Annotated in this window: 22 protein-coding genes; 21 read left to right on the forward strand and 1 reads right to left on the reverse strand. The window is 39.1% G+C overall.

The window, feature by feature from the left end:
* Positions 1–11: 11 nt before the first annotated feature.
* Positions 12–1,007 (forward strand): flagellar motor switch protein FliM, encoded by a 996-nt coding sequence (fliM, locus tag BR87_RS09985; RefSeq protein ID WP_035031640.1) that lies wholly within the window; start codon positions 12–14, stop codon positions 1,005–1,007.
* Positions 1,007–2,065, forward strand: a complete 1,059-nt coding sequence (gene fliY / locus BR87_RS09990) for a flagellar motor switch phosphatase FliY (protein ID WP_035031641.1) — start codon at positions 1,007–1,009, stop codon at positions 2,063–2,065. Before fliM ends, fliY begins: the two co-directional genes overlap by 1 nt.
* A gap of 394 nt (positions 2,066–2,459) precedes the next feature.
* On the opposite strand, the gene BR87_RS13530 is transcribed toward fliY, so the two are convergent.
* Positions 2,460–2,588, reverse strand: coding sequence for a hypothetical protein (locus BR87_RS13530; RefSeq protein ID WP_280512007.1), 129 nt, complete (start codon positions 2,586–2,588; stop codon positions 2,460–2,462).
* A gap of 686 nt (positions 2,589–3,274) precedes the next feature.
* Here BR87_RS13530 and flgM point away from each other — a divergent pair.
* The 19 genes from flgM to BR87_RS10085 all read left to right on the forward strand — a co-directional run bounded on the left by flgM (position 3,275) and on the right by BR87_RS10085 (position 19,087).
* Positions 3,275–3,562: a flagellar biosynthesis anti-sigma factor FlgM gene (gene flgM / locus BR87_RS09995; protein WP_035031643.1), complete on the forward strand. Its 288-nt coding sequence runs from the start codon at positions 3,275–3,277 to the stop codon at positions 3,560–3,562.
* Positions 3,563–3,570: 8 nt separating this feature from the next.
* Entirely contained in the window at positions 3,571–3,939 is a 369-nt protein-coding gene (locus BR87_RS10000; protein WP_035031646.1) for a flagellar motor switch protein, read from the forward strand.
* A gap of 12 nt (positions 3,940–3,951) precedes the next feature.
* Positions 3,952–5,388, forward strand: coding sequence for a flagellar hook-associated protein FlgK (gene flgK, locus BR87_RS10005; RefSeq protein ID WP_035031648.1), 1,437 nt, complete (start codon positions 3,952–3,954; stop codon positions 5,386–5,388).
* 3 nt (positions 5,389–5,391) lie between these two features.
* A complete protein-coding gene (gene flgL / locus BR87_RS10010; RefSeq protein WP_035031650.1) occupies positions 5,392–6,315 on the forward strand; it encodes a flagellar hook-associated protein FlgL in 924 nt (307 codons plus the stop codon).
* A 211-nt stretch (positions 6,316–6,526) separates the two neighbouring features.
* The gene (locus BR87_RS10015; RefSeq protein WP_035031653.1) at positions 6,527–7,600 is read left to right on the forward strand and encodes a flagellin N-terminal helical domain-containing protein; all 1,074 of its coding nucleotides are present in this window, start codon (positions 6,527–6,529) and stop codon (positions 7,598–7,600) included.
* An 86-nt stretch (positions 7,601–7,686) separates the two neighbouring features.
* Positions 7,687–8,040 carry a flagellar protein FlaG gene (locus tag BR87_RS10020; protein ID WP_244877053.1) on the forward strand — a complete coding sequence of 118 codons (354 nt, stop codon included), beginning with the start codon at positions 7,687–7,689 and terminating at the stop codon, positions 8,038–8,040.
* A gap of 4 nt (positions 8,041–8,044) precedes the next feature.
* Positions 8,045–9,481 (forward strand): flagellar filament capping protein FliD, encoded by a 1,437-nt coding sequence (gene fliD / locus BR87_RS10025; protein WP_035031659.1) that lies wholly within the window; start codon positions 8,045–8,047, stop codon positions 9,479–9,481.
* A gap of 21 nt (positions 9,482–9,502) precedes the next feature.
* Positions 9,503–9,868 carry a hypothetical protein gene (locus tag BR87_RS10030; protein WP_035031663.1) on the forward strand — a complete coding sequence of 122 codons (366 nt, stop codon included), beginning with the start codon at positions 9,503–9,505 and terminating at the stop codon, positions 9,866–9,868.
* Between the two features lie 104 nt (positions 9,869–9,972).
* Positions 9,973–10,335: a flagellar export chaperone FliS gene (fliS, locus tag BR87_RS10035; protein WP_035031666.1), complete on the forward strand. Its 363-nt coding sequence runs from the start codon at positions 9,973–9,975 to the stop codon at positions 10,333–10,335.
* 416 nt (positions 10,336–10,751) lie between these two features.
* Positions 10,752–11,132: a flagellar basal body rod protein FlgB gene (gene flgB / locus BR87_RS10040; protein WP_035031669.1), complete on the forward strand. Its 381-nt coding sequence runs from the start codon at positions 10,752–10,754 to the stop codon at positions 11,130–11,132.
* Positions 11,133–11,161: 29 nt separating this feature from the next.
* Complete coding sequence (flgC, locus tag BR87_RS10045) at positions 11,162–11,596, forward strand: flagellar basal body rod protein FlgC (RefSeq protein WP_035031671.1); 435 nt, start codon at positions 11,162–11,164, stop codon at positions 11,594–11,596.
* Positions 11,597–11,694: 98 nt separating this feature from the next.
* Positions 11,695–11,955, forward strand: a complete 261-nt coding sequence (gene fliE / locus BR87_RS10050; RefSeq protein WP_483294796.1) for a flagellar hook-basal body complex protein FliE — start codon at positions 11,695–11,697, stop codon at positions 11,953–11,955.
* A 27-nt stretch (positions 11,956–11,982) separates the two neighbouring features.
* Entirely contained in the window at positions 11,983–13,569 is a 1,587-nt protein-coding gene (gene fliF, locus BR87_RS10055) for a flagellar basal-body MS-ring/collar protein FliF (RefSeq protein WP_035031674.1), read from the forward strand.
* 8 nt (positions 13,570–13,577) lie between these two features.
* Entirely contained in the window at positions 13,578–14,582 is a 1,005-nt protein-coding gene (gene fliG, locus BR87_RS10060) for a flagellar motor switch protein FliG (RefSeq protein ID WP_035031676.1), read from the forward strand.
* Positions 14,566–15,336, forward strand: coding sequence for a FliH/SctL family protein (locus tag BR87_RS10065; protein ID WP_035031678.1), 771 nt, complete (start codon positions 14,566–14,568; stop codon positions 15,334–15,336). The genes fliG and BR87_RS10065 overlap by 17 nt, the downstream gene beginning before the upstream one ends.
* Before the next feature lie 7 nt (positions 15,337–15,343).
* Positions 15,344–16,684 carry a flagellar protein export ATPase FliI gene (gene fliI / locus BR87_RS10070; protein WP_035031680.1) on the forward strand — a complete coding sequence of 447 codons (1,341 nt, stop codon included), beginning with the start codon at positions 15,344–15,346 and terminating at the stop codon, positions 16,682–16,684.
* A gap of 14 nt (positions 16,685–16,698) precedes the next feature.
* Complete coding sequence (gene fliJ, locus BR87_RS10075) at positions 16,699–17,142, forward strand: flagellar export protein FliJ (RefSeq protein WP_244877054.1); 444 nt, start codon at positions 16,699–16,701, stop codon at positions 17,140–17,142.
* Positions 17,143–17,194: 52 nt separating this feature from the next.
* On the forward strand, positions 17,195–18,646 hold the full coding sequence (locus BR87_RS10080) for a flagellar hook-length control protein FliK (RefSeq protein WP_035031686.1): 1,452 nt from the start codon (positions 17,195–17,197) through the stop codon (positions 18,644–18,646).
* A 12-nt stretch (positions 18,647–18,658) separates the two neighbouring features.
* Positions 18,659–19,087: a flagellar hook assembly protein gene (locus BR87_RS10085; protein WP_051929820.1), complete on the forward strand. Its 429-nt coding sequence runs from the start codon at positions 18,659–18,661 to the stop codon at positions 19,085–19,087.
* The last annotated feature ends 99 nt before the right edge of the window (positions 19,088–19,186 follow it).

The following is a 19,186-nucleotide window of genomic DNA, read 5'->3' on the forward strand; positions in this document are numbered from 1 at the left end:
GAGGGATAAGAGTGAAACAAGTTTTATCGCAACAAGAAATTGACTCTTTATTGCAAGCTGTAGAAAGCGGAGAAATCGATGCAAAAGGTTTGGAAGAACAGGAGAAGGAAAATAAAGTCAAAGCTTATGATTTTAGACGCCCAGCCCGTCTTTCTAAAGAATATATCAGTATCTTAAACATGATTTTTGAAGAATTTGCTAAGATAGTAGGCAACTTATTGTCGACTCAAGTCCGGACAAATGTTGAAATGCAATTAGCTTCGATTGAACAAGTTAGTTTCGACGAATTCGTTCATTCAGTTCCTCGGTTTACGTTGATGGGCATGTTTCATTCTGAACCTTTAGCAGGAACACAAATAGTGGAAGTGAGTCCCCAGCTTTGTTTGCAATTAGTCGATTTGCTATGCGGCAGTTCAGAAATTGGGAACAATGCGGATGAAATCACTAAAGAGAGCTTTACGGATATTGAAATGGCTATTTTAGAAGATATCTTAGCCGATTTTATCCATTCTTTTGAACTATCTTGGCGCGAAGTTGCTGAATTAAAAGCCGTTCTCGATACGACTGAAACCAATCCGCAAATGCTGCAAAATATGTCTCCAAACGAACCGGTGGTCTTGATTACTTTCACTGTTGAATTATTTGAGATACGCTCATTTGTTAACTTATGTGTGCCTTATATCTTTTTTGAAAGTATTTTAGAGAAATTAAGTCTGCGCAATTGGTTTCGTTCTGAAAAAGAACCTGATCACTCTGACAGAGGCAAGATTGAAAAGAGTCTGGATTCAGCCAAGGTTAACCTGGAAGTACTATTGGGAGAAGCTACCATGACGTTGGAAAGTTTTTTGCAATTGGAATTGGGAGACATCATTCCGCTTGACGGAAAAACTTCAGATCCGCTCGTTATGGCAGTGGAACAACGGCCACATTATCTCGTGAAACCGGGATTAAAAGGTAAAAACATGGCAGTAGAAGTATTACAGTATATTGGAGGAGAAACAGACTGATGAGCAACGAACAATTATCGCAAGAAGAAATTGATGCAATGTTAAATGGAAGCACACCGGCAGCCGATACGACAGAAACGATCTCACAAGACCAGTCAGATATTATAGGCGAAGTAGGAAATATTTCTATGTCGCAAGCAGCTACGACCCTTTCTTCTATTTTAAGCCATCGGGTAATGATCACGACACCGCGTGTTTCTTGCTTAAAATTCCAAGAGATCATTGATGAAAGCACAACGCCTAAAGTAGTGACTACTATTGAGTTCAAAAAAGGCTTATTAGGCAGCAATTTGTTGATGATGGATGTGACAGATTCGATTATTATCGCTGACTTGATGATGGACGGCGACGGCAATGTAGGTGAAAGAGAGTTTACTGATTTGGAGTTAAGCGCAGTTGGAGAAGCTATGAACCAAATGATCGGATCAGCTTCAACTGCAATGGCAACCATGTTGGAGAGAACCGTTGATATCCTTCCTCCTGATGTAGAAGTTTGGAAAGACAATGATTCTGTCTCTTATGATAAAATTAGCGGAGACACAATAGTATGTAAAATTGCTTTTAAATTGACTGTAGACGACTTAATTGAAAGTGAAATTATGCAGATCTTTACACTAGATACCGTTCGGGAAATCGCCGGCTTGATGATGACCGATAACGCGACAGTGGTAGAAGACAGAGACATTCAAACAGAACTAACTGAAGAAATAACACTTCCTAGCTCAATGCCGACAGAAAAAGTAGGAGTCCAAAAACCAGCTTTTCAAGAATTAGGCGAAACAAGTACACAAAACAATACTAACAACCTTGACTTGATTATGGATGTACCGCTTCAATTCAGCGTTGTTTTAGGCGAAAACCAAAAAACAATCAAAGACGTATTGGCACTTGGAACCGGATCAGTTGTCGAGTTAGACAAAATGACCGACGAACCCTTGCAAGTCTACGTCAACGGTAAACTCATTGCGGAAGGCGAAGTCGTCGTCATCAACGAAAGCTTCGGCATCCGAATCACCAACATCCTAAGCCAAGAACAAAGAATCAAAAATCTAAGGTAAAAGGATGCGGAGAGTTCCGGTTAGCAGTGACAGAAAATTAGGGAATTCCACAGAGGGAGGATTTCCCTCGAAGGAATTCATCTATTTTCCGAACTGCTGGAACTCGCAGCTCAACTAAAGACAGGATGTGTAGTGCCGCATGGGAGTTTCGATTCAAAATTAGGAATCTTGACGGAAATATTTCATTTCCTATAAGATTATCTATTTTGACGAGAAACTGCGGCACGTAGCTCAACTAAGATAAGGATGTGTAGTGCTCTCGCCAGCTCTGACAGAAAATTAGAAAAATTCCCGCAAAAGGCTGCAAGCCTTGAGGATAATTTCATCTTTTTTCCGAATGCCTAGCGTTCGCAGCTCAACTAAAAAAGGATGCGAAGTGCCTGAGTCACGCAACTCAACTACCAGGATGCGGAGAGTCTAAGTCACGCAATTCAATTAAATTAGAAAATCGCATGAAGATGTAAGAGCCAAAACAAACCGCTGTTTTGGTTCTTTTTATTTTTTCGTATTTTAGTGTGGACAAGGAAATTTCCTCCGGCCTATAGGGTTGCTTATGGAAAGCCATGGGACCGTTTTGAGCCGGAGACATAACTCAAAACTTGCAAGCTTCAAACTCAGCGTAGCGGCTAAAGCCCAACGCTAAGTAATTCTCATTGCATCCTCTTTCATGGCTATAGGCAACCCCTATTCCTCCGGAAATTTCTGGAATGTGGATCTATAACCTTAAAAAACAATTTAAAGACCATAAAGCTAAAGACAATTCATCGTTATGGTCCTTAAAAGGAGTTTATGGACTATAAGAGTCAGCTTTGAGCAAGAATACGGTCCACATTTTGTTTTTATGGACCGTATCTTTGTTATTTTGCTCATCATAAGGTAATCAACCAATTTTACTTCAATTATTTCAATTTATCGCAGCTTTTTGGACACCAAAAAGGTCATTAACAAGAATACAAAAAAATACTTTATGCTGTCACATTTGCGCGATACTATTTTGGGAAACAGAAAAATAGTGTTGTTTCAACTTGTTATTTTATGTAGAATGAAAGCTGTTTAGAATAGGCAAAAGAATCATCAGATAGTTTTTAATCAAAAAGGGTTAAACTTTATCAAAAGCTGCCGATATAAATCAGGAAGAGTAATATCATTATAAATAAACCTCTATTCACACTAAAAATCGTGAATGCTTATCTGAAAGGAGCGCTTATTATGAAAATTGGAAATGGCTATAATAATTACTTGAACGCTGTCCGCCAAAATCAAACCAATGCGCAAAATAAAGAACTAACCACTAAACCAGGACATGCTGAAAAAGAAGAATCTGTCCAAGTAAACATATCTGATGCCGCTAAACAACTAGCAAAAACTAATAACACTGAATTGCCAAGTGCAAAAATAGAAGCGATCAAAAAAGCCGTCTTGGATGGAACATATGAAGTTTCACCAGAAAAAATTTCCGGCAGTATGTTGGAAACAATGAAAAACCAAAGGAAGTAGACAAACTAATGAATGCACAACAAGAAGTATTCGATACACTAAAAGAGTTTAAACAAGTTTTGCTTGCAGAAAGAGAAGCATTGATAAAAAACGACAGCACCAAAGTTGTTGAATTAGTCGAAAAAAAACAACTTTTTCTTGAAAAGCTACCTGAATTGAATCCTGCTGGCTTGAAAAAAGAAGACTTAACAGGATTAGCTGAAGAAATCAAACAACTGCAGCAGACAAATCTGCTATTGACTCAGCAAGCTTTGCAATACCAAGAGACCGTAATGGAAGCGATCACTAAAGGAGTGAAAAATTCCAGCACGACCTACTCTAAAAAAGGCAATTATACTGCTGCTGATCAAGCCAGTTTAATTGACCAGTCCCTATAAAGAGGTGAGAGAATGTCAGGATTATTTGGAATATTAAACAATTCAACAAAAGGCTTGAATGTGCAGCAATCTGCTTTGCAAACAACTAGTCACAACTTAGCGAACTCCAACACAGAAGGGTATTCAAGACAAAAAGTGAATATGGTAGCAGACAACCCGTATACTCTTGCTGGTGTCGGTAAGCTGGGAACAGGAGTAAGAATTTCTTCTATCGACCGTGTTGTAGATCCTTATGTTAATAAACAACTGCAAAATGAAAACTCTTCTTTAGAGATGTATAAACAAAAATCAGATGTTTTGGGCCAGCTGGAAGGTATTTTTAATGAGCCTTCAACAACAGGTTTGAATAACAACATCAGCAAAGTCTTTTCTTCTTGGACTTATTTAGGTTCGAATCCAGAATTAGCTACTGCTAAAACAATGGTTGCACAAAACTCAGAAACATTTACCGATACGCTGCACCATATGTCCAATCAAATTGATTCTTTACATAAGGGAACAGTCAAAGATATCAAAAAAGATGTATCGGACTTCAATGCAAAAGTTCAACAACTCGATTCACTAAACAAACAAATTTTTAAGGTCACGGTTAAAGGCGAGTCTCCTAATGACTTATTGGATCAACAAGATAAACTGTTAAATGACATTGCGGGAATCGCAGGAGTAGAAGCAACGTATGATAAGTTCAACCGTGTCAGCATCAAAGTAGATGGTCAAGAAATCTTAAGCGAAAATAACATCAAGACATTAGGCACTTCACAAGTCCCAGCTGGACAATTAGTAGTCAACCAAGAAAACGGAGAACAAACACCTATTTCAATCAAATCCGGCAGTATCAAAGGCTCGCAAGAAGCTCTCGTAGAAATCGACGATAAAAAACAAGACTTAAACGACTTGGCTTTTACTTTTGCAACAGCAGTCAACACGGTACATAGCAATGGCGGAGAAGGAATTCCTTTCTTTGATTTAGGTTCGCCTGAAGACGGGAATTATGCCGCATCGCTAAAAGTAAATGATGAAATTTTAAAAGACGTCACTAAAATCAATGCGGGTAAAGATGTCACTAAAGTTGTAGACGGAGACGGCACACGAGCGCAAGCAATCGCTGGTCTGCAAAATACAACTTTAGGTTATCCAGCAGCCGATATTAAATACAATAAAGAGACGATGACGATTGAAAACCAAGTAGGCGGTTCAACGGTTACAGGAGCCTACAACGATACAGTCACTCAAATGGGAATTGTCAAGCAGCAAGCGGATAATATGGCAGACAGTCAAGATGGATTAGTCAGTCTGCTTCAAGCACGCTGCGAATCGGTCTCAGGTGTCTCGATCAATGAAGAAGTAGCGGATACCATGAAATACCAAAGTGCTTTTCAAGCAAACTCACGTATTATTTCAGTAGTTTCAGAAATGCTGGATACGTTAATCAACCGAACGGGGGTATAATCGATGCGTGTAACAGATTCCTTAATGTCTCAAAGCTTCTTAAGAAACTTAAGTACAAACACAAAAAATATGCAAAAATACCAGGAACAATTGTCTTCATTAAAAGAAGTCAATCGGCCTTCTGATGACCCCTTGCGTGTTTCTAAGATTTTAGATTTGAATAATACGATCGTGCAAAATGATCAGTACAAAACAACGATCAATGATGCGGTGCAATGGACAAACGTCCAAGACTCGGCTTTAAGCAGTGCAACAAAATCATTGCAGCGGATTAAAACATTGATCCAATCTTCAGCTAACGACACGCTGAGTCATTCTGACCGACAAGCCAATAAAGCTGAAATTGCTTCAGAAATTCACGGAGTGGTCGATGCCTTAAATACAAATTTTGGCGGACGGTATGTCTTTTCCGGTATGAATACGACTGAAAGACCATTTGACGTAACAACTATTGATGGCGAAATTACTGGGATTACCTATAGTGGAACAAAGGAAGGCGACGGCAACCTGTCTCGTGAAATCGCTCCTGGAGTTTCCATTCAATTGAATACCGATGGCCGTGAATTCATAAACGAGCAAGGAACAGCTGAGTCTCCGGATAACTTAGGTTCCTTTTTCAAAGATGTTATGCATGCTTTAAACACGGACGACACAGAAAAATTATCTGGACTATTAGACAGAGCAGATAAACAAATTGAAAATGTAGTTTCAAATCGTGCTAAAACAGGAGCTGTTTTTAATCGCTTAGAAGCGACTCTAGAACGCAATGACAGCGAAAAGTTAAACCTTAAATCGATGTTAGCTGAAAACCAAGACATTGATCTAGCCGAAAAATACATGCAATTCACAATGGAAAAAACAGCTTATCAAGCGTCTTTAGCAATGGGAACACAAATTTTACAAACTAACATACTGGACTATCTTTAATAGATAGTTCAATTCTTTTGTAAAAATTTGCTGTTTACACTTAAGTCTAAATTTAACTGTCCGATATAGAGGGTAGAAGGAAAGCAAGTCTACTGATATCAATTATTTTTTTAAAATAATTGATGTAAACTACTTAATACAAGATTAATCGTGCCGATATAAAAGGTAGAAGGCAACACCTTCACAAATAGACTCTAGGAGGAACACAATCATGAGAATCAATACAAATACAGCAGCAATGAATACTTATTCTAATCTTACAGCAGCTAACGCTTCAAAGAGCAACTCATTAGCTAAGTTGTCATCAGGTCTACGTATCAACAAAGCAGGAGACGATGCAGCAGGTTTAGCGATTTCAGAAAAAATGAAAAACCAAGTTAGTGGAATGACTCAAGCTTCACGTAATGCACAAGATGGAATTTCATTGATTCAAACAGCTGAAGGGGGACTAAAAGAAACGCATAGCATTTTAAACCGTATGCGTGATTTAACTGTTCAGGCAGCTAATGGAACAAATACGAAAGAAGATAAAGGTGCTATTCAAAAAGAGATTACGTCTTTACAAGAAGAAGTTAAAAGAATTGCAGATACTACGAAATTTAATAACCAACCACTTATGAATAAAGGCACAGCATTAAGTGATCGTAAAATTACAACAGCTACGGTAAATGCAGCTATTGAAAAAGGTTCAGCAGCAGTTGCTGATAAGGCATTCATGACAACAGCTCTTAAAGATATAGCAGGTGTCACAGTTCCAGCCGATGAAACAGGAGAAGCGTTACAGAGTTTGTCAGAAACAAAACTTAATGAAGTAATAAAGGAATATAATGATAAGGCTACTCATAAAGTTTCTATCGAAGATTTAAAAGAAGCAGGTGCAGCCGAACCAACTACATTTTCTTTCCAAATAGGTGCGAATAAAGCAGAAAGAATTGATGTAACAATTAATAATATGACTGCTGCTGGATTGAAAATTGATAAAATTAACGTTACTGATCTAAAACAGACTACGGATGATATCCTAGGAAAACTTGATGATGCTATTGAACAAGTTTCTGATCAACGTGCTAACTTGGGTGCAGTTCAGAACCGTTTAGACCACACAGTTTCTAACTTAGCTACAACAAAAGAAAACTTATCAGAAGCTAACTCACGTATTACTGACGTAGATATGGCTGAAGAAATGATGAGCTTCACAAAATCAAATATCCTTTCTCAAGCATCTACTTCAATGTTGGCTCAAGCAAACCAAATGCCACAAAGTGTTCTTTCATTATTACAATAATCAAACAATTTTTACTAAAAGCCGGCGCTTTGCCGGCTTTTAGTTTATAATGAAATTTGTTTGTTAGATGAATGGAGAAGATTGATATGGATATCGTTCAAGCTATCAATAATGCACTTCAAATACGCCCTATCGGAATTGAAGAAAGTCCACAGACTGATTTTAAAGATAACAAGATTCAGACTAAAGAAGAAAAACCAAAAGAAATTGTTTTTTCTAAAGAAGAGCTGCAAAAAAAAGTTGATGAAATAAATGAGTATGTGTTAGGATACAATGCTCAATTTTCATTTAAAGTGCATGAAGGAACAGGAAGAACCTTTGTACGGATGATCGACATGCAGACCCATGATGTGATCAAAGAAATTCCGCCAGAAAGAATGTTGGATGTGGTTGCTGGCATATGGGATTTAATGGGAATAGCAGTAGACAGAAAGGAATGAAGAAATGGCAAATGATTTAAGTTTTATGGGTTCGTATTCAGGAATTGATATGAATACGGTGAACTCATTGATTGAAGCCGAGTCAGGCAAGTTGGTCAAATTCACCAATAAGCAAGCTAGTTTAACAACTGAAAAAAATGCATGGAAAGATGTTAATACGCGTTTGAACAGTTTATATGAAAAACTGGAAAGGCTAGAAAAAGATGAGACCTTTCAAGCCAGAACAGTTAAAAGCTCAGATGAAACTAAATTGGGAATTACCGCAAAAGAAAATGCTCAATTAGGGGACTATTCTGTAAAAGTAATCCGGTTGGCTTCATCTTCAACGATGACTTCTGGTGAGATTTCGGCTGCAGAAGGTAAATCAATTAAAGATGCACTAAGCTTGGATGGTAAGTTTTCAATTACGAATCAAGATTACTCTTCAGAGAAACCTGAAGAAAATATTGTTTCTATTGACATCAAGCCAGAAGATAGCTTAAAAGACATTGTTGGAAAAATAAACAAACAAACGAAAGTATCTGGTGTTCAAGCGAAAATTGTTGATAAACAAATCATTTTGACAGATACAAAAATGGGAGATCGCACATTCACTCTTGAAGGAACAAATTCAATTGTCAATAAGTTAGGACTAGACACAAATCCAATCATAAATGGTCAGTCTTCCGAAATAGAAGTTGATGGAATAACGATTATAAGCGACACGAATGCGGTTGAAGATGCGATTGACGGAGTTACGCTAACTCTTAAAGAGCTTAGCGAAACGGGTAAACCAATGACGGTAACAGTGAAAGAAGATACAGCGAAAACTGAAAAATCTATCCAAGAAGTTATCGATCAATACAACTCTACCTTAGCTTTTGTAGGAGAACAGCTAAGTGTTGGGGATCCTTCTGCAGAAAAGAATAAAACAGGTGCTTTAGTTGGCGATAACTCATTGATGCGTCTGGAAAAAGGACTACGTTCTCTCATGACGGCTAATGTGAACAATGGTATTACGTCTATTAAAAATATGAAAGACTTAGGTATTACAGTTGACCGTGAAGGAAAAGCTGCGTTAGATACGAAAAAATTAAAAGAAGCATTAGCAACTGATCCAGATGCTGTAAAAAATCTTTTCTTTACACCTAGTAAAACAGAACAAGGGATTGAAGGCGAACCGGCAGTTAAAACCAATGAAGAAAACGGCATGGCTCAAAAGATGCGGTCTTTGATTGATAGTTACATTTCTGACAAAACGGGTATTATTATGAACAAGTCTAAAACGTTTGATAACGAAATCAAGGATATTAGTAAGAGTATTACAAGTTTTAATGAACGGTTAGAGAAAAAGCGCTCTAATTATATTGCGATGTTCACGCGTTTGGATACCGTGATGATGCAAGCAGAATCACAAATGGCTTATTTAAACAGCCAATTTAATCCGCCAAGTACTAAATAGTTCCTAAAAGGAGGTTAGAAAATGACAACAAGCAGTGAATGGAGTCAGTTGCGGTCTGACTTATTGGAAGAAGTGTGGCAATTAGTAACCTCCTGGGATGGAACGACTAAACATGCTTTAGAAATTATTGAAAACAATCAAAATCACTTAGACCAATGGCAAGCGTCAAACAACCATGTCGTACACAGAGAATATTTGCCTTATACTGAAAGTGAAAAAGAGAAACAGGCAGATATTTTACGATACCAACAAAGTATCTTGAATATTATACGCAGTGAACGAATGACAGTGATGTCTCGTATGAAACAAGTCAATCAAAAAAATAAAGTTCGAGACAATTACATTTCAGTGAAACCCGATTCGATATTTATCGACAAAGGGCTGTAAGACAATAAACGGTCATCTTAAACAAAAGAGCCGCAAGAAGTTGCTGTAGATGACCGCTACATAAGTAATGAACGGGCACAATGAAAAAAAGGAGAGACCAACAAATGAATTACAGAAACGGATCAAACATTTATAAACAAAATCAAATCTTAAATGCCACTCCTAAAAAATTAGTAGTTTTACTGTATGAAGGAGCCATTAAAAATTTGAAACTGGCTGAACTTTCAGCAGAAGAAAAGAAAATTGAAGCGACCGGCACGGCTTTGATTAAAGCGCAAAACATCATCAGTGAATTGATGAATACGTTGGATTTTGAAAACGGCGGAGAAGTTGCGCAAAACCTAAGTCAGTTGTATGACTATCTTTTAACTGAGTTGATCAAAGCGAATAGTTCCAAGCAATCAGAGGATATCAAAAGAAGCCGAGTGATGTTGGAAGAGCTGCGCGATGCTTGGATTGAGATTTAAACAGACAGAAATTATAACTGTTGATTTTTTGACACAATTACAAAATGAGCTAAAAAAACGATTAAAACGGTAATATACAGAAAAGCCCTTACTTATACAAAGTAAGGGCTTTTTTTGCAAACCGCGGTAAAAAACGATTTTAATTGGAAAACAATTAAGAATTAGGCGGGCGTTATTTTATTTTGTAAAAAGATTAAAACATTGTAGTGATTCTTGCGAAAAGTATAGTTAAGAAAGCTATTGCTGTATTAAATTAATTCAGTTATACTTTTTTTTGGCGAACGATTAGATAATTCTTATAGAAAAAAACGCACTTTATTTAAAGTTGAAATAATAACGTTTGTGTTTTTTAGTTGGCGACTGTTAAAAATAAAACGTTCTTTTTTTAATGGTACTTTTAAGTTGGAGGAATCAGAATGAGCAACTTTACATATAATTTGATGAAACAAGCAATGGACGCAACTTCGCTGAGACAAGAAACGATTTCCAGCAACATTGCGAATGTGAATACACCTGAATACAAAGTAAATAAAGTGGAGTTTGAAAGTTTATTGAACAAAGCTTCTAATGGGTTAGGATTGACAAAAACGAATGATCGGCATTTAGGCATTTCTTCTGCAGATGAAGCGGCTCCTATTGTGACCAAGCGAACAAACACAGCGGTCAAAGACAATGGAAACAATGTGGATATCGATATGGAGATGACAGATCAAGCAGAGAATACTCTTGAATACAATGCGTTAGTCTCTCAATTAAATGCTCGCTACGCCATGCTGCGCAGTGTGATTACCAAGTAATAGTCGAAAAGACAATAGGAGGCATAAAAATGGCATTATTTGATTCTATGCACATCAATGCAAGCGGGTTAAGTCTTGAACGGCTCAAGTTAGATACCGTTTCGACGAATATCGCCAATGTGAATACGACTCGAACGGCTGAAGGCGGCCCGTATGTAAAAAAAGAAGTGATTTTTGAAGAGAGTCTGAAAAAGGCCGGTTCTTCTTTGGATGGACAGTTGAACACAAAAAGTTTTGGCGTGAAAGCGACAGAAATCAGAGAAAACAAAGATGATTTGGTCATGGAGTACAATCCGACACATCCAGATGCGAATGAAGAAGGTTTTGTTCAGATGCCAAATGTCAATATGACAGATGAGATGATCGATATGATCACGGCTCAACGAACTTATGATGCGAATGTGACGGCTTTGAATGCCAGCAAAGAGATGTTGAAAAAAGCTTTAGAGATTTCTATCGGTTAAACAAGCACAATGGAAGATAAAGGAGAATGAGCATGAACGTAGAAGCTTTATATACTAGTTTATTAAATGGAGCAGGACAAGTAAATCCTTTAGAAAGAATGAGCGGGGTTGCTGAAAAAACTTCCGCAAAGGATTCAACCGGTTCTTTTGCCGGTATGGTAGAAAAAGCTATGGGAACGCTAAATGAAAAGCAACTAGCTTCAGACCAAGCGGTACAAGGTCTGATAACAGGAGATGCCGATAGTTTACATAATGTGATGATCAAAACGTCAGAAGCACAATTATCACTTGACTTAGCTTTACAAGTAAGAAATAAGTGCTTAGAAGCGTATAACGAAGTAAAAAATATGCAATTTTAATGAGTGTTTAAGGGAGCTACTGCATTAATGGAAACGATAAAAAATACTTGGCTGGGTGTCAAGGGAGGTTGGAACGGTCTGAGTAAGGCAAAGCGGCTGGGAATGGGTGCCATTCTTTTTAGTATTGTCGCTATTGTTATTGGACTGGCTTATTATACACAAAAAGTAGATTATGCGCCGTTATTCAGCAACTTGGAAGAGGCGGATGCCGGCACGATCGTAAATGATTTGAAAGCTAAAAAAATTGATTATAAATTAGAAGACAACGGGTCCACTATTTTGATCGAGCAGAGTCAAGTCGATGCTTATCGTATTGACTTGGCAGTCAACGACATGCTGCCGCAAAACTCGATGGGGTTTGAAATATTCGATGCCACAAGCATGATGGCAACAGATGAAGACCGCAAAATCATGTACCAAAGAGCCGTCACTGGTGAATTGGAACGGGCAATTTCGTCATTGGATTCAATCGAGTCTGCCAAAGTGCTACTGTCGATGCCGGAAGACAGTGTATTCACTAGTCAAGAAGATCAAGCAAAAGCTTCGGCTTCAGTGGTGTTGTCTCCGCATAATGGACGGACGCCTGATGATTCAGCTATTCAAGGGATTGCATCGCTGATAGCAGGAGCAGTCGACAACTTACCGAAAGAAAACATCAAAATCGTCGATACGAAAGGTAACTTGTTAAGTGCAGCTTTACAAGAAGACGGCAGCTTGAATGCAACCGATATGGTCAGCAAATACCAAGCATTCAAAACGCGTTATCAAGAAGAACTGGAACAAAAATTACGCACAACTTTGGGTCCTATTTTCGGAAATGATAAATTAACGGTTTCGGTCAATGCGGATTTGAATTTTGATGCTGTAGAAAATGAAAGTGTGAAGTATTCTAAAGATCCTGTCAAAAGAAGCGAGACCGTTTCAGCAGGCGGCGGCAAGATCGATGTAGCAGAAGGAACAGATACAGATAATGCCATCAATGAAATCGTGGAAGGCGAAGGCGGGACCAGTTCTTCTTATGATCGGACAACGAATTATGAATTAGACACAGAAACGACGAACACAGTTAAAGCGCCAGGAACCATCAACCGCTTGACGACTTCTGTTATTGTAGATGGGAAATTGACGAGTGCAGAAGAAGAACAAGTCAATGACATTGTTGAAAAAACAATTGGAATCGATACAGAACGCGGCGACTTGATCACGGTTCAAGGAATGGAATTTGCAAAAGCAGGAGACGAAACCGAAATACAAACAGCACCGCCAGCAGAAATAGGAGCGACGATCAAAGAACGATTGTTGAAAGACTGGCCTTACTTAGCAGGCGGATTGGCCGTATTGATCGTACTGATCATTTTACTGCGTGTTTTCCGTAAAAAAACAGCGGAAGAAGATGAACTGGATTTCTATGAAATGGAAGAACCAGCAGCACCAGTCAGTGTTGTACGACCGGCTGAACCGACTGCCAAAGAAAGAGAAGAAAAAGAAACAGCTGATTTGAAAAAAGAACTGAATCGCTCAATGTCTGAAAAAGAAGAAAAAGTAAGAGCGTATGCGAAAGATAATCCTGAAGCATCAGCTGATTTGATCAAAATATGGATGAAAGACGAGTAGGTGAGAACATGGCAGAAGTAGACGGGATAAAAAAAGCTGCGATTTTGTTGATTTCTTTAGGTTCTGAAACATCCGCAAAAATCATGAAGACACTGCCTGATAGTTACATTCAGAAAGTGAGTTATGAAATCGCGAATATCGATTATGTGAGGCCGGAAGAACGTGACGCGATCATCAGCGAGTTTATTGAGATGTCGCAAGCAAGAGAATACGTGATCGACGGCGGAATCGACTACGCCAAAAACTTGTTAAATATGGCGATCGGTCCGCAACGAGCTAAAGAAGTCATTGATATGCTCAATCAGATTCAGCTGCGGGAACGGCCGTTCAATATTGCGCGAAAAGCCGATCCGCAACAACTGACTAATCTATTATTAAGCGAGCAGCCTCAAACTGTGGCCTTGATTTTATGTTACATGCAGCCGGACAAAGCAGCACTAGTGTTGTCGCAGTTTCCATTAGAGCTGCAATCTGAGATCGCAGAACGTATCGGAACGATCACCAGCACTTCGCCGGCGATCATTGAAAAAATCGAAAAAGTAATTGAAAACAAATTCTCGAATTATATTGAAAACGACTTGGAAGCAGTCGGAGGTGTGAAAACATTGGTAGAAATCTTGAATTCTGTCGGCAGAAGTACGGAGAAAAATATCATCAGTGTGTTGGAAGACAAACAACCTGAGTTGGCTGAAGAAGTTAAAGCCAGTCTATTCACATTTGAAGACATCACCACTCTTGAAAAAGGCGATGTTCAAAAAGTGCTTAGAGAAGTTAAACAAGATGATTTGGCATTGGCACTCAAAGGCGTATCAGAAGAAATCAAAGAGTTTATTTATGCGAATCTTTCATCACGTGCTGTTGAAACACTCAAAGAAGACTTGCAGTTTATGGGACCTTCTCGTTTATCAGCTGTTGAAGAAGCGCAACAACGGATCGTATCGATCATCCGACAATTGGATGAAAAAGGCGAAGTTTATTTAAGAAGAGGGGAACAAGATGCCATCATCTCATAAAATCATCAAGCAAGGGCAGTCTTTTACCCATGAACAGCGCTCTTTTATTGCGACTCAACTAAACGTGGTGAAAGAGCCGGCAGAAAAAAAACAAAAGGATGCTGCTGTTGACACATCTATTATAGAAGAAACTGAAGCAGAGAAAGAAGCGAGAGCTTGTTTAGCAGCAGCACAGGATAAAAAAACGGCTTTGCTTGAAGCAGCTGAAAAAGAAGCTGAAGAAATCAAAGAGAAGGCTTTAAAACAAGGTTTTGCAGCAGGAAATGAGCAAGGGTACCGAGAAGGGTATGCAACGGGCTATACTTCCGGCATAGAAAAAGCTGCTAAAGAAAGTGAACAAATGAAAGCAGCCGTTCAAACGATGATGTCAGGGGCACAAGAGTTTGTTGAAACGTATTATGAAGAACAAAAGTTGGAGCTGCTGAAGCTGGCTGCTCACATGGCTGAAACGATCGTGCATGCAACCATTGACGCTTCTTCCGAACAAGTGATGAGGATGGTTAAACCGGTCATCCATCGCTTGAAACGAGAAAGCCAATTGATCACCTTGATGGTTCGTCCGGAACAAAGTCAGCTAGTCAAAGATAGCGTGAAAGAATTGGAGAAAGAGCATCCTGATCTTCGTTTTGCAGTATTGACAGACAGTACTTTAGACAAAAATGGCTGTGTGATTGAAAGCTCGCATGCCATCATTGACCTACAAGTGCGAAAACAATTGGACGCCATGTTGGAAGACATGCAGAATATGGAGTGAAGCGAACGTGTTTACTATTCCCTTTGAAACGTACCACAATGAACTGAACCGAAAAAGCTACTACTTGAAAATGGGGAAAGTCAGTCAAGTGACCGGCTTGATCATTAAAGTAGAAGGGTTAGATGCTTTTGTTGGCGAAGTTTGCGAAATTCAAATCAAATCATCGGGTCGAACCGCATTGAGTGAAGTCGTGGGGTTTGTAGATGAAACAGTTTTGTTGATGCCGCTAGATGAATTAGAAGGAATCGGACCAGGATGCCTAGTGAAGCCGACCGGGAAAACATTAAAAGTTGAAATCAGCGAGAACTTACTAGGCAACACTTTGGACGGGTTAGGCCGGCCGATAGATGAAGACCTAGTAGTAGACGGCGAGTTCTATGATGTCAACCGAAGTTCGCCCAATCCGTTTAAACGAAAGAAAATCCAAGAAGTCATTCCGACCGGTATCCGTGCTATTGATGGAACCTTGACAGTAGGAGAAGGTCAGCGGATCGGGATATTCGCCGGAAGCGGAGTCGGAAAAAGTACATTGCTGGGAATGATGGCCCGTTATATTGAAGCAGACATCATTGTGATCGGATTGATTGGTGAGCGGGGCCGCGAAGTTTTAGAGTTTATTGAAAAAGACTTAGGCGAAGAAGGCTATAAAAAGTCCGTAGTGGTATGTGCCACTTCTGATATGCCACCGCTCGTCAGGTTAAAAGGGGCTTCTGTAGCTACTACAATCGCGGAATATTTCCGTGACCAAGGCAAAAAAGTCGTATTGATGATGGATTCTGTCACTCGTGTGGCGATGGCTCAACGGGAAATCGGATTGGCAACCGGCGAACCGCCAACGACTAAAGGATATACACCTTCTGTTTTTACTACACTTCCTAAGCTGTTGGAGCGAAGCGGAATGTCGGATAAAGGTTCGATCACCGCTTTTTATACGGTGTTGGTCGAAGGAGACGATATGAATGAACCCATTGCCGATTCCGTTCGAGGAATTTTAGACGGTCATATTATATTATCACGGAAGATAGCAGCAGAAAATCATTATCCCGCTATCGATATTCAAAACAGCATCAGCCGTTTGATGAAAGACATTACGACGGATAAGCATTATTTGACTGCTGGGAAAGTCAAAGAGAATATGTCTGTTTACGCGGAATCAAAAGATTTGATCGACGTAGGAGCTTACCGAAAAGGCAGCAACCCTGCAGTAGACAGAGCCGTTCAATTAAATCTGCCGATCAAAAACTTCCTTAAACAAAAAGTAGATGAACGAGTTGATTTTGAAGAAGTAGTGGGAGCATTAGATGATTTATTCAAAGTACAGCCGCTCGGCACTCAGCCGATGAGCTAAAGCAATAAACCGAGGTGGAAAAGTTGGGGAATTACAGATTTTCAATGGAAAAGATTTTAGATTGGCGTTCGGACACAGAAGAAGAAAAGAAAAAGAACCTTGCTGACGCGCAAAGAGACAAGCTAAGACAAGAAGCATTGTTGCAAGAGTTGATCCAAGAAAACATCAAAATCAAAAACGAAAGCTTATCGACTACACGTATCGATATTTTACGCCGTCAAAATCTATACAAAGTTTTATTAGATGAACGAATCGTACAACAGAAAAATGTGTTGGACCAGGCGGAAAAAGCTCTTGAAAATGCGCGGGTAGAACTAATGAGTGCTCATAAAGATAAAAAGGTAATGGAAAAACTCAAAGAAAAAGAATATACCTTAGTGATGGAACAAGAAAAAAACGAAGAACAAAAACAGTTGGATGAAATGGCTGCACTTAGTTTTGGACGATCTTCTTATTAATAACAAAAATCTAGAAGGTAAAATGAGACAGGTTAAAAAGGAGGTGATGAGAATGGAACAACTATCTGTCGTTTCTTTAGAAACTGGAACAGGCGGAAGCGGGTTGCCGTTTCAAAATCCGGCTGCTTCACCAAAAGAATTTCGAAAAAGCTTAACTGCTGCTACTTCAGAAAAAGAAAAAACGAATAAAAACGTACATAACTCATCTGATTCTGAAAAAGTAGAAGATTCGAAAGATGAAACAGAAGAAACTCAAAAAACAACTGAGGACCCAGCAGCTGCTTTGTTTTTTACAGGTTTTTTAACAGCTGTTCAAGAACAGACATCTGAAAAATCTGCAATCCAACTGACGAAAGTTGAAAATGCAGACGAGAACAGCAGCCAACAACTAGATACAGCGATTTTAACTTCAAGTGATGCAGCTGATAGGGGACATTCGTTCAAAAAAGAAGCAGCTTTTGCTCAGTTAACCGAAGATACAAAGAGCAGCTCGATAGTTGCTGGACAATCAATCCTTTCTAGAGATAGTGAAAAATCTGTTGCAGAGTTAAAGCAGCCATCAGCGAAACAAGCAGCGCTGCTTGCGGAAAGTTTGATGAGTACTCCAGTTCATGATCAGATCGTTAATGGGAATGAAGAAAAAGGTAAGAAGATGAGTAAAGAGACTGAAGCTCTCATTACAGCAAAAGCTGCTGTAAGTGTTACCAATACAGAATCACAAACAGCTGAAACATTCTTGCCGACTGGACGGTTCATGTCGGCAAATTGGAAAACAGAAAAAGGATTGCCTGAACAAATGGCAGGTTCTGAAACTCAAAAGAACCACCTTCAAGATTTAGCAACAGAACTAGAGTTAGAAACTGTGCAACCAAGCAAAGCGGGACCTTTCATAGATGACTCGCAATTTAGTAAAGATATTTCGCAGACACTGGCGCCGCCATCAACGGATTTAGCTGGTGAGGAGCCACAGGCAGCCAACATGAGTGAATCTAAAATTCAAGATTCGCCGCTTTTCAACGGAGTACTGAACGGAATGCAGCAAGGCGTTTCAGAATCAACGAGTGCTGGGCGCCAACAAACGGTCCAAATGGTCAAAGAAGTGATTGCTGAAATAACAGAAACGTTTAAAAGCGGCAGTCAGTCTTCTGCTGAAGTCAGTATTTCACCAGAGCGAATGGGCACGATCCGAATCAAACTGGAATTAACAGACCATGTTTTATCGACCAAGATAGTAGTCGACAGCCTTAAGACGCAAGAATTGTTGAACGGCAGCATACAACAATTGACCGATAATTTAAACCGGCAGCAAATCCAGTTGGGCGAAGTAATGATTCAACTGAATACCAATGGAGAAATGGGCTTTAACTTTGCAGAACGGCAAGCTCAGGAACAGAAAAAACAACAGCCACGTCAAGCGGGAACCGTCACAGTTGGAGAAACTGCTTTGCTTAAAGCAGCAGAAAATACTGTAACGCAACCGGGAAGACTGAGTATTTTAGTGTGAGAGGAAAAAAGTATGGACATTCCTGCAAATTTTAATATTGGATCGGTAAACAGCATAAAAGATACACAAAAGAAAACCAATGAACTTTCGACAGACGACTTTCTGCAGATCATGGCAGCTACTGTTAAAATGCCCTCTATGCCAGGAGAAGGCAGTGGCGGAAGCGGCGGCGGAGAAACAGATTATCTAGCACAAATGGCACAATTTAATATGATGGATCAATTAACGAATATTTCTGAAAAAATGAATACGGAGTTGTTAATAAACCAACAGCAGCAAGCACTTGGATTATTAGGAAAAGAAGTTAAAGTAACCGATGAAAGCAGCTTTGTTACTGGACCTGTTGAAAAAGTCCGTTTTGATAAAGGCTACGCAACTATTCGGGTAAATGGAAAAGACTTCTATCTAAATGATATTTTAGAAGTGAGTAATCAAGCGTAACACTGATCGCCGGTACCACTAATCTTACAACCAACACAGTATGAGATACAAATGAAATAAAAATTGTCACAAATATAGACAGTGCAATCAAAATAAAAC

This window comes from Carnobacterium mobile DSM 4848 (assembly GCF_000744825.1).
GTDB lineage: Bacteria > Bacillota > Bacilli > Lactobacillales > Carnobacteriaceae > Carnobacterium_A > Carnobacterium_A mobile.

Coding starts and splice junctions, on each gene's coding strand:
- fliY (WP_035031641.1), top strand. CDS start 1,007: ATGAGCAACGAACAATTATCGCAAGAAGAAATTGATGCAATGTTAAAT.
- flgM (WP_035031643.1), top strand. CDS start 3,275: ATGAAAATTGGAAATGGCTATAATAATTACTTGAACGCTGTCCGCCAA.
- BR87_RS10000 (WP_035031646.1), top strand. CDS start 3,571: ATGAATGCACAACAAGAAGTATTCGATACACTAAAAGAGTTTAAACAA.
- flgK (WP_035031648.1), top strand. CDS start 3,952: ATGTCAGGATTATTTGGAATATTAAACAATTCAACAAAAGGCTTGAAT.
- flgL (WP_035031650.1), top strand. CDS start 5,392: ATGCGTGTAACAGATTCCTTAATGTCTCAAAGCTTCTTAAGAAACTTA.
- BR87_RS10015 (WP_035031653.1), top strand. CDS start 6,527: ATGAGAATCAATACAAATACAGCAGCAATGAATACTTATTCTAATCTT.
- BR87_RS10020 (WP_244877053.1), top strand. CDS start 7,687: ATGGATATCGTTCAAGCTATCAATAATGCACTTCAAATACGCCCTATC.
- fliD (WP_035031659.1), top strand. CDS start 8,045: ATGGCAAATGATTTAAGTTTTATGGGTTCGTATTCAGGAATTGATATG.
- BR87_RS10030 (WP_035031663.1), top strand. CDS start 9,503: ATGACAACAAGCAGTGAATGGAGTCAGTTGCGGTCTGACTTATTGGAA.
- fliS (WP_035031666.1), top strand. CDS start 9,973: ATGAATTACAGAAACGGATCAAACATTTATAAACAAAATCAAATCTTA.
- flgB (WP_035031669.1), top strand. CDS start 10,752: ATGAGCAACTTTACATATAATTTGATGAAACAAGCAATGGACGCAACT.
- flgC (WP_035031671.1), top strand. CDS start 11,162: ATGGCATTATTTGATTCTATGCACATCAATGCAAGCGGGTTAAGTCTT.
- fliE (WP_483294796.1), top strand. CDS start 11,695: ATGAGCGGGGTTGCTGAAAAAACTTCCGCAAAGGATTCAACCGGTTCT.
- fliF (WP_035031674.1), top strand. CDS start 11,983: ATGGAAACGATAAAAAATACTTGGCTGGGTGTCAAGGGAGGTTGGAAC.
- fliG (WP_035031676.1), top strand. CDS start 13,578: ATGGCAGAAGTAGACGGGATAAAAAAAGCTGCGATTTTGTTGATTTCT.
- BR87_RS10065 (WP_035031678.1), top strand. CDS start 14,566: ATGCCATCATCTCATAAAATCATCAAGCAAGGGCAGTCTTTTACCCAT.
- BR87_RS10080 (WP_035031686.1), top strand. CDS start 17,195: ATGGAACAACTATCTGTCGTTTCTTTAGAAACTGGAACAGGCGGAAGC.
- BR87_RS10085 (WP_051929820.1), top strand. CDS start 18,659: ATGGACATTCCTGCAAATTTTAATATTGGATCGGTAAACAGCATAAAA.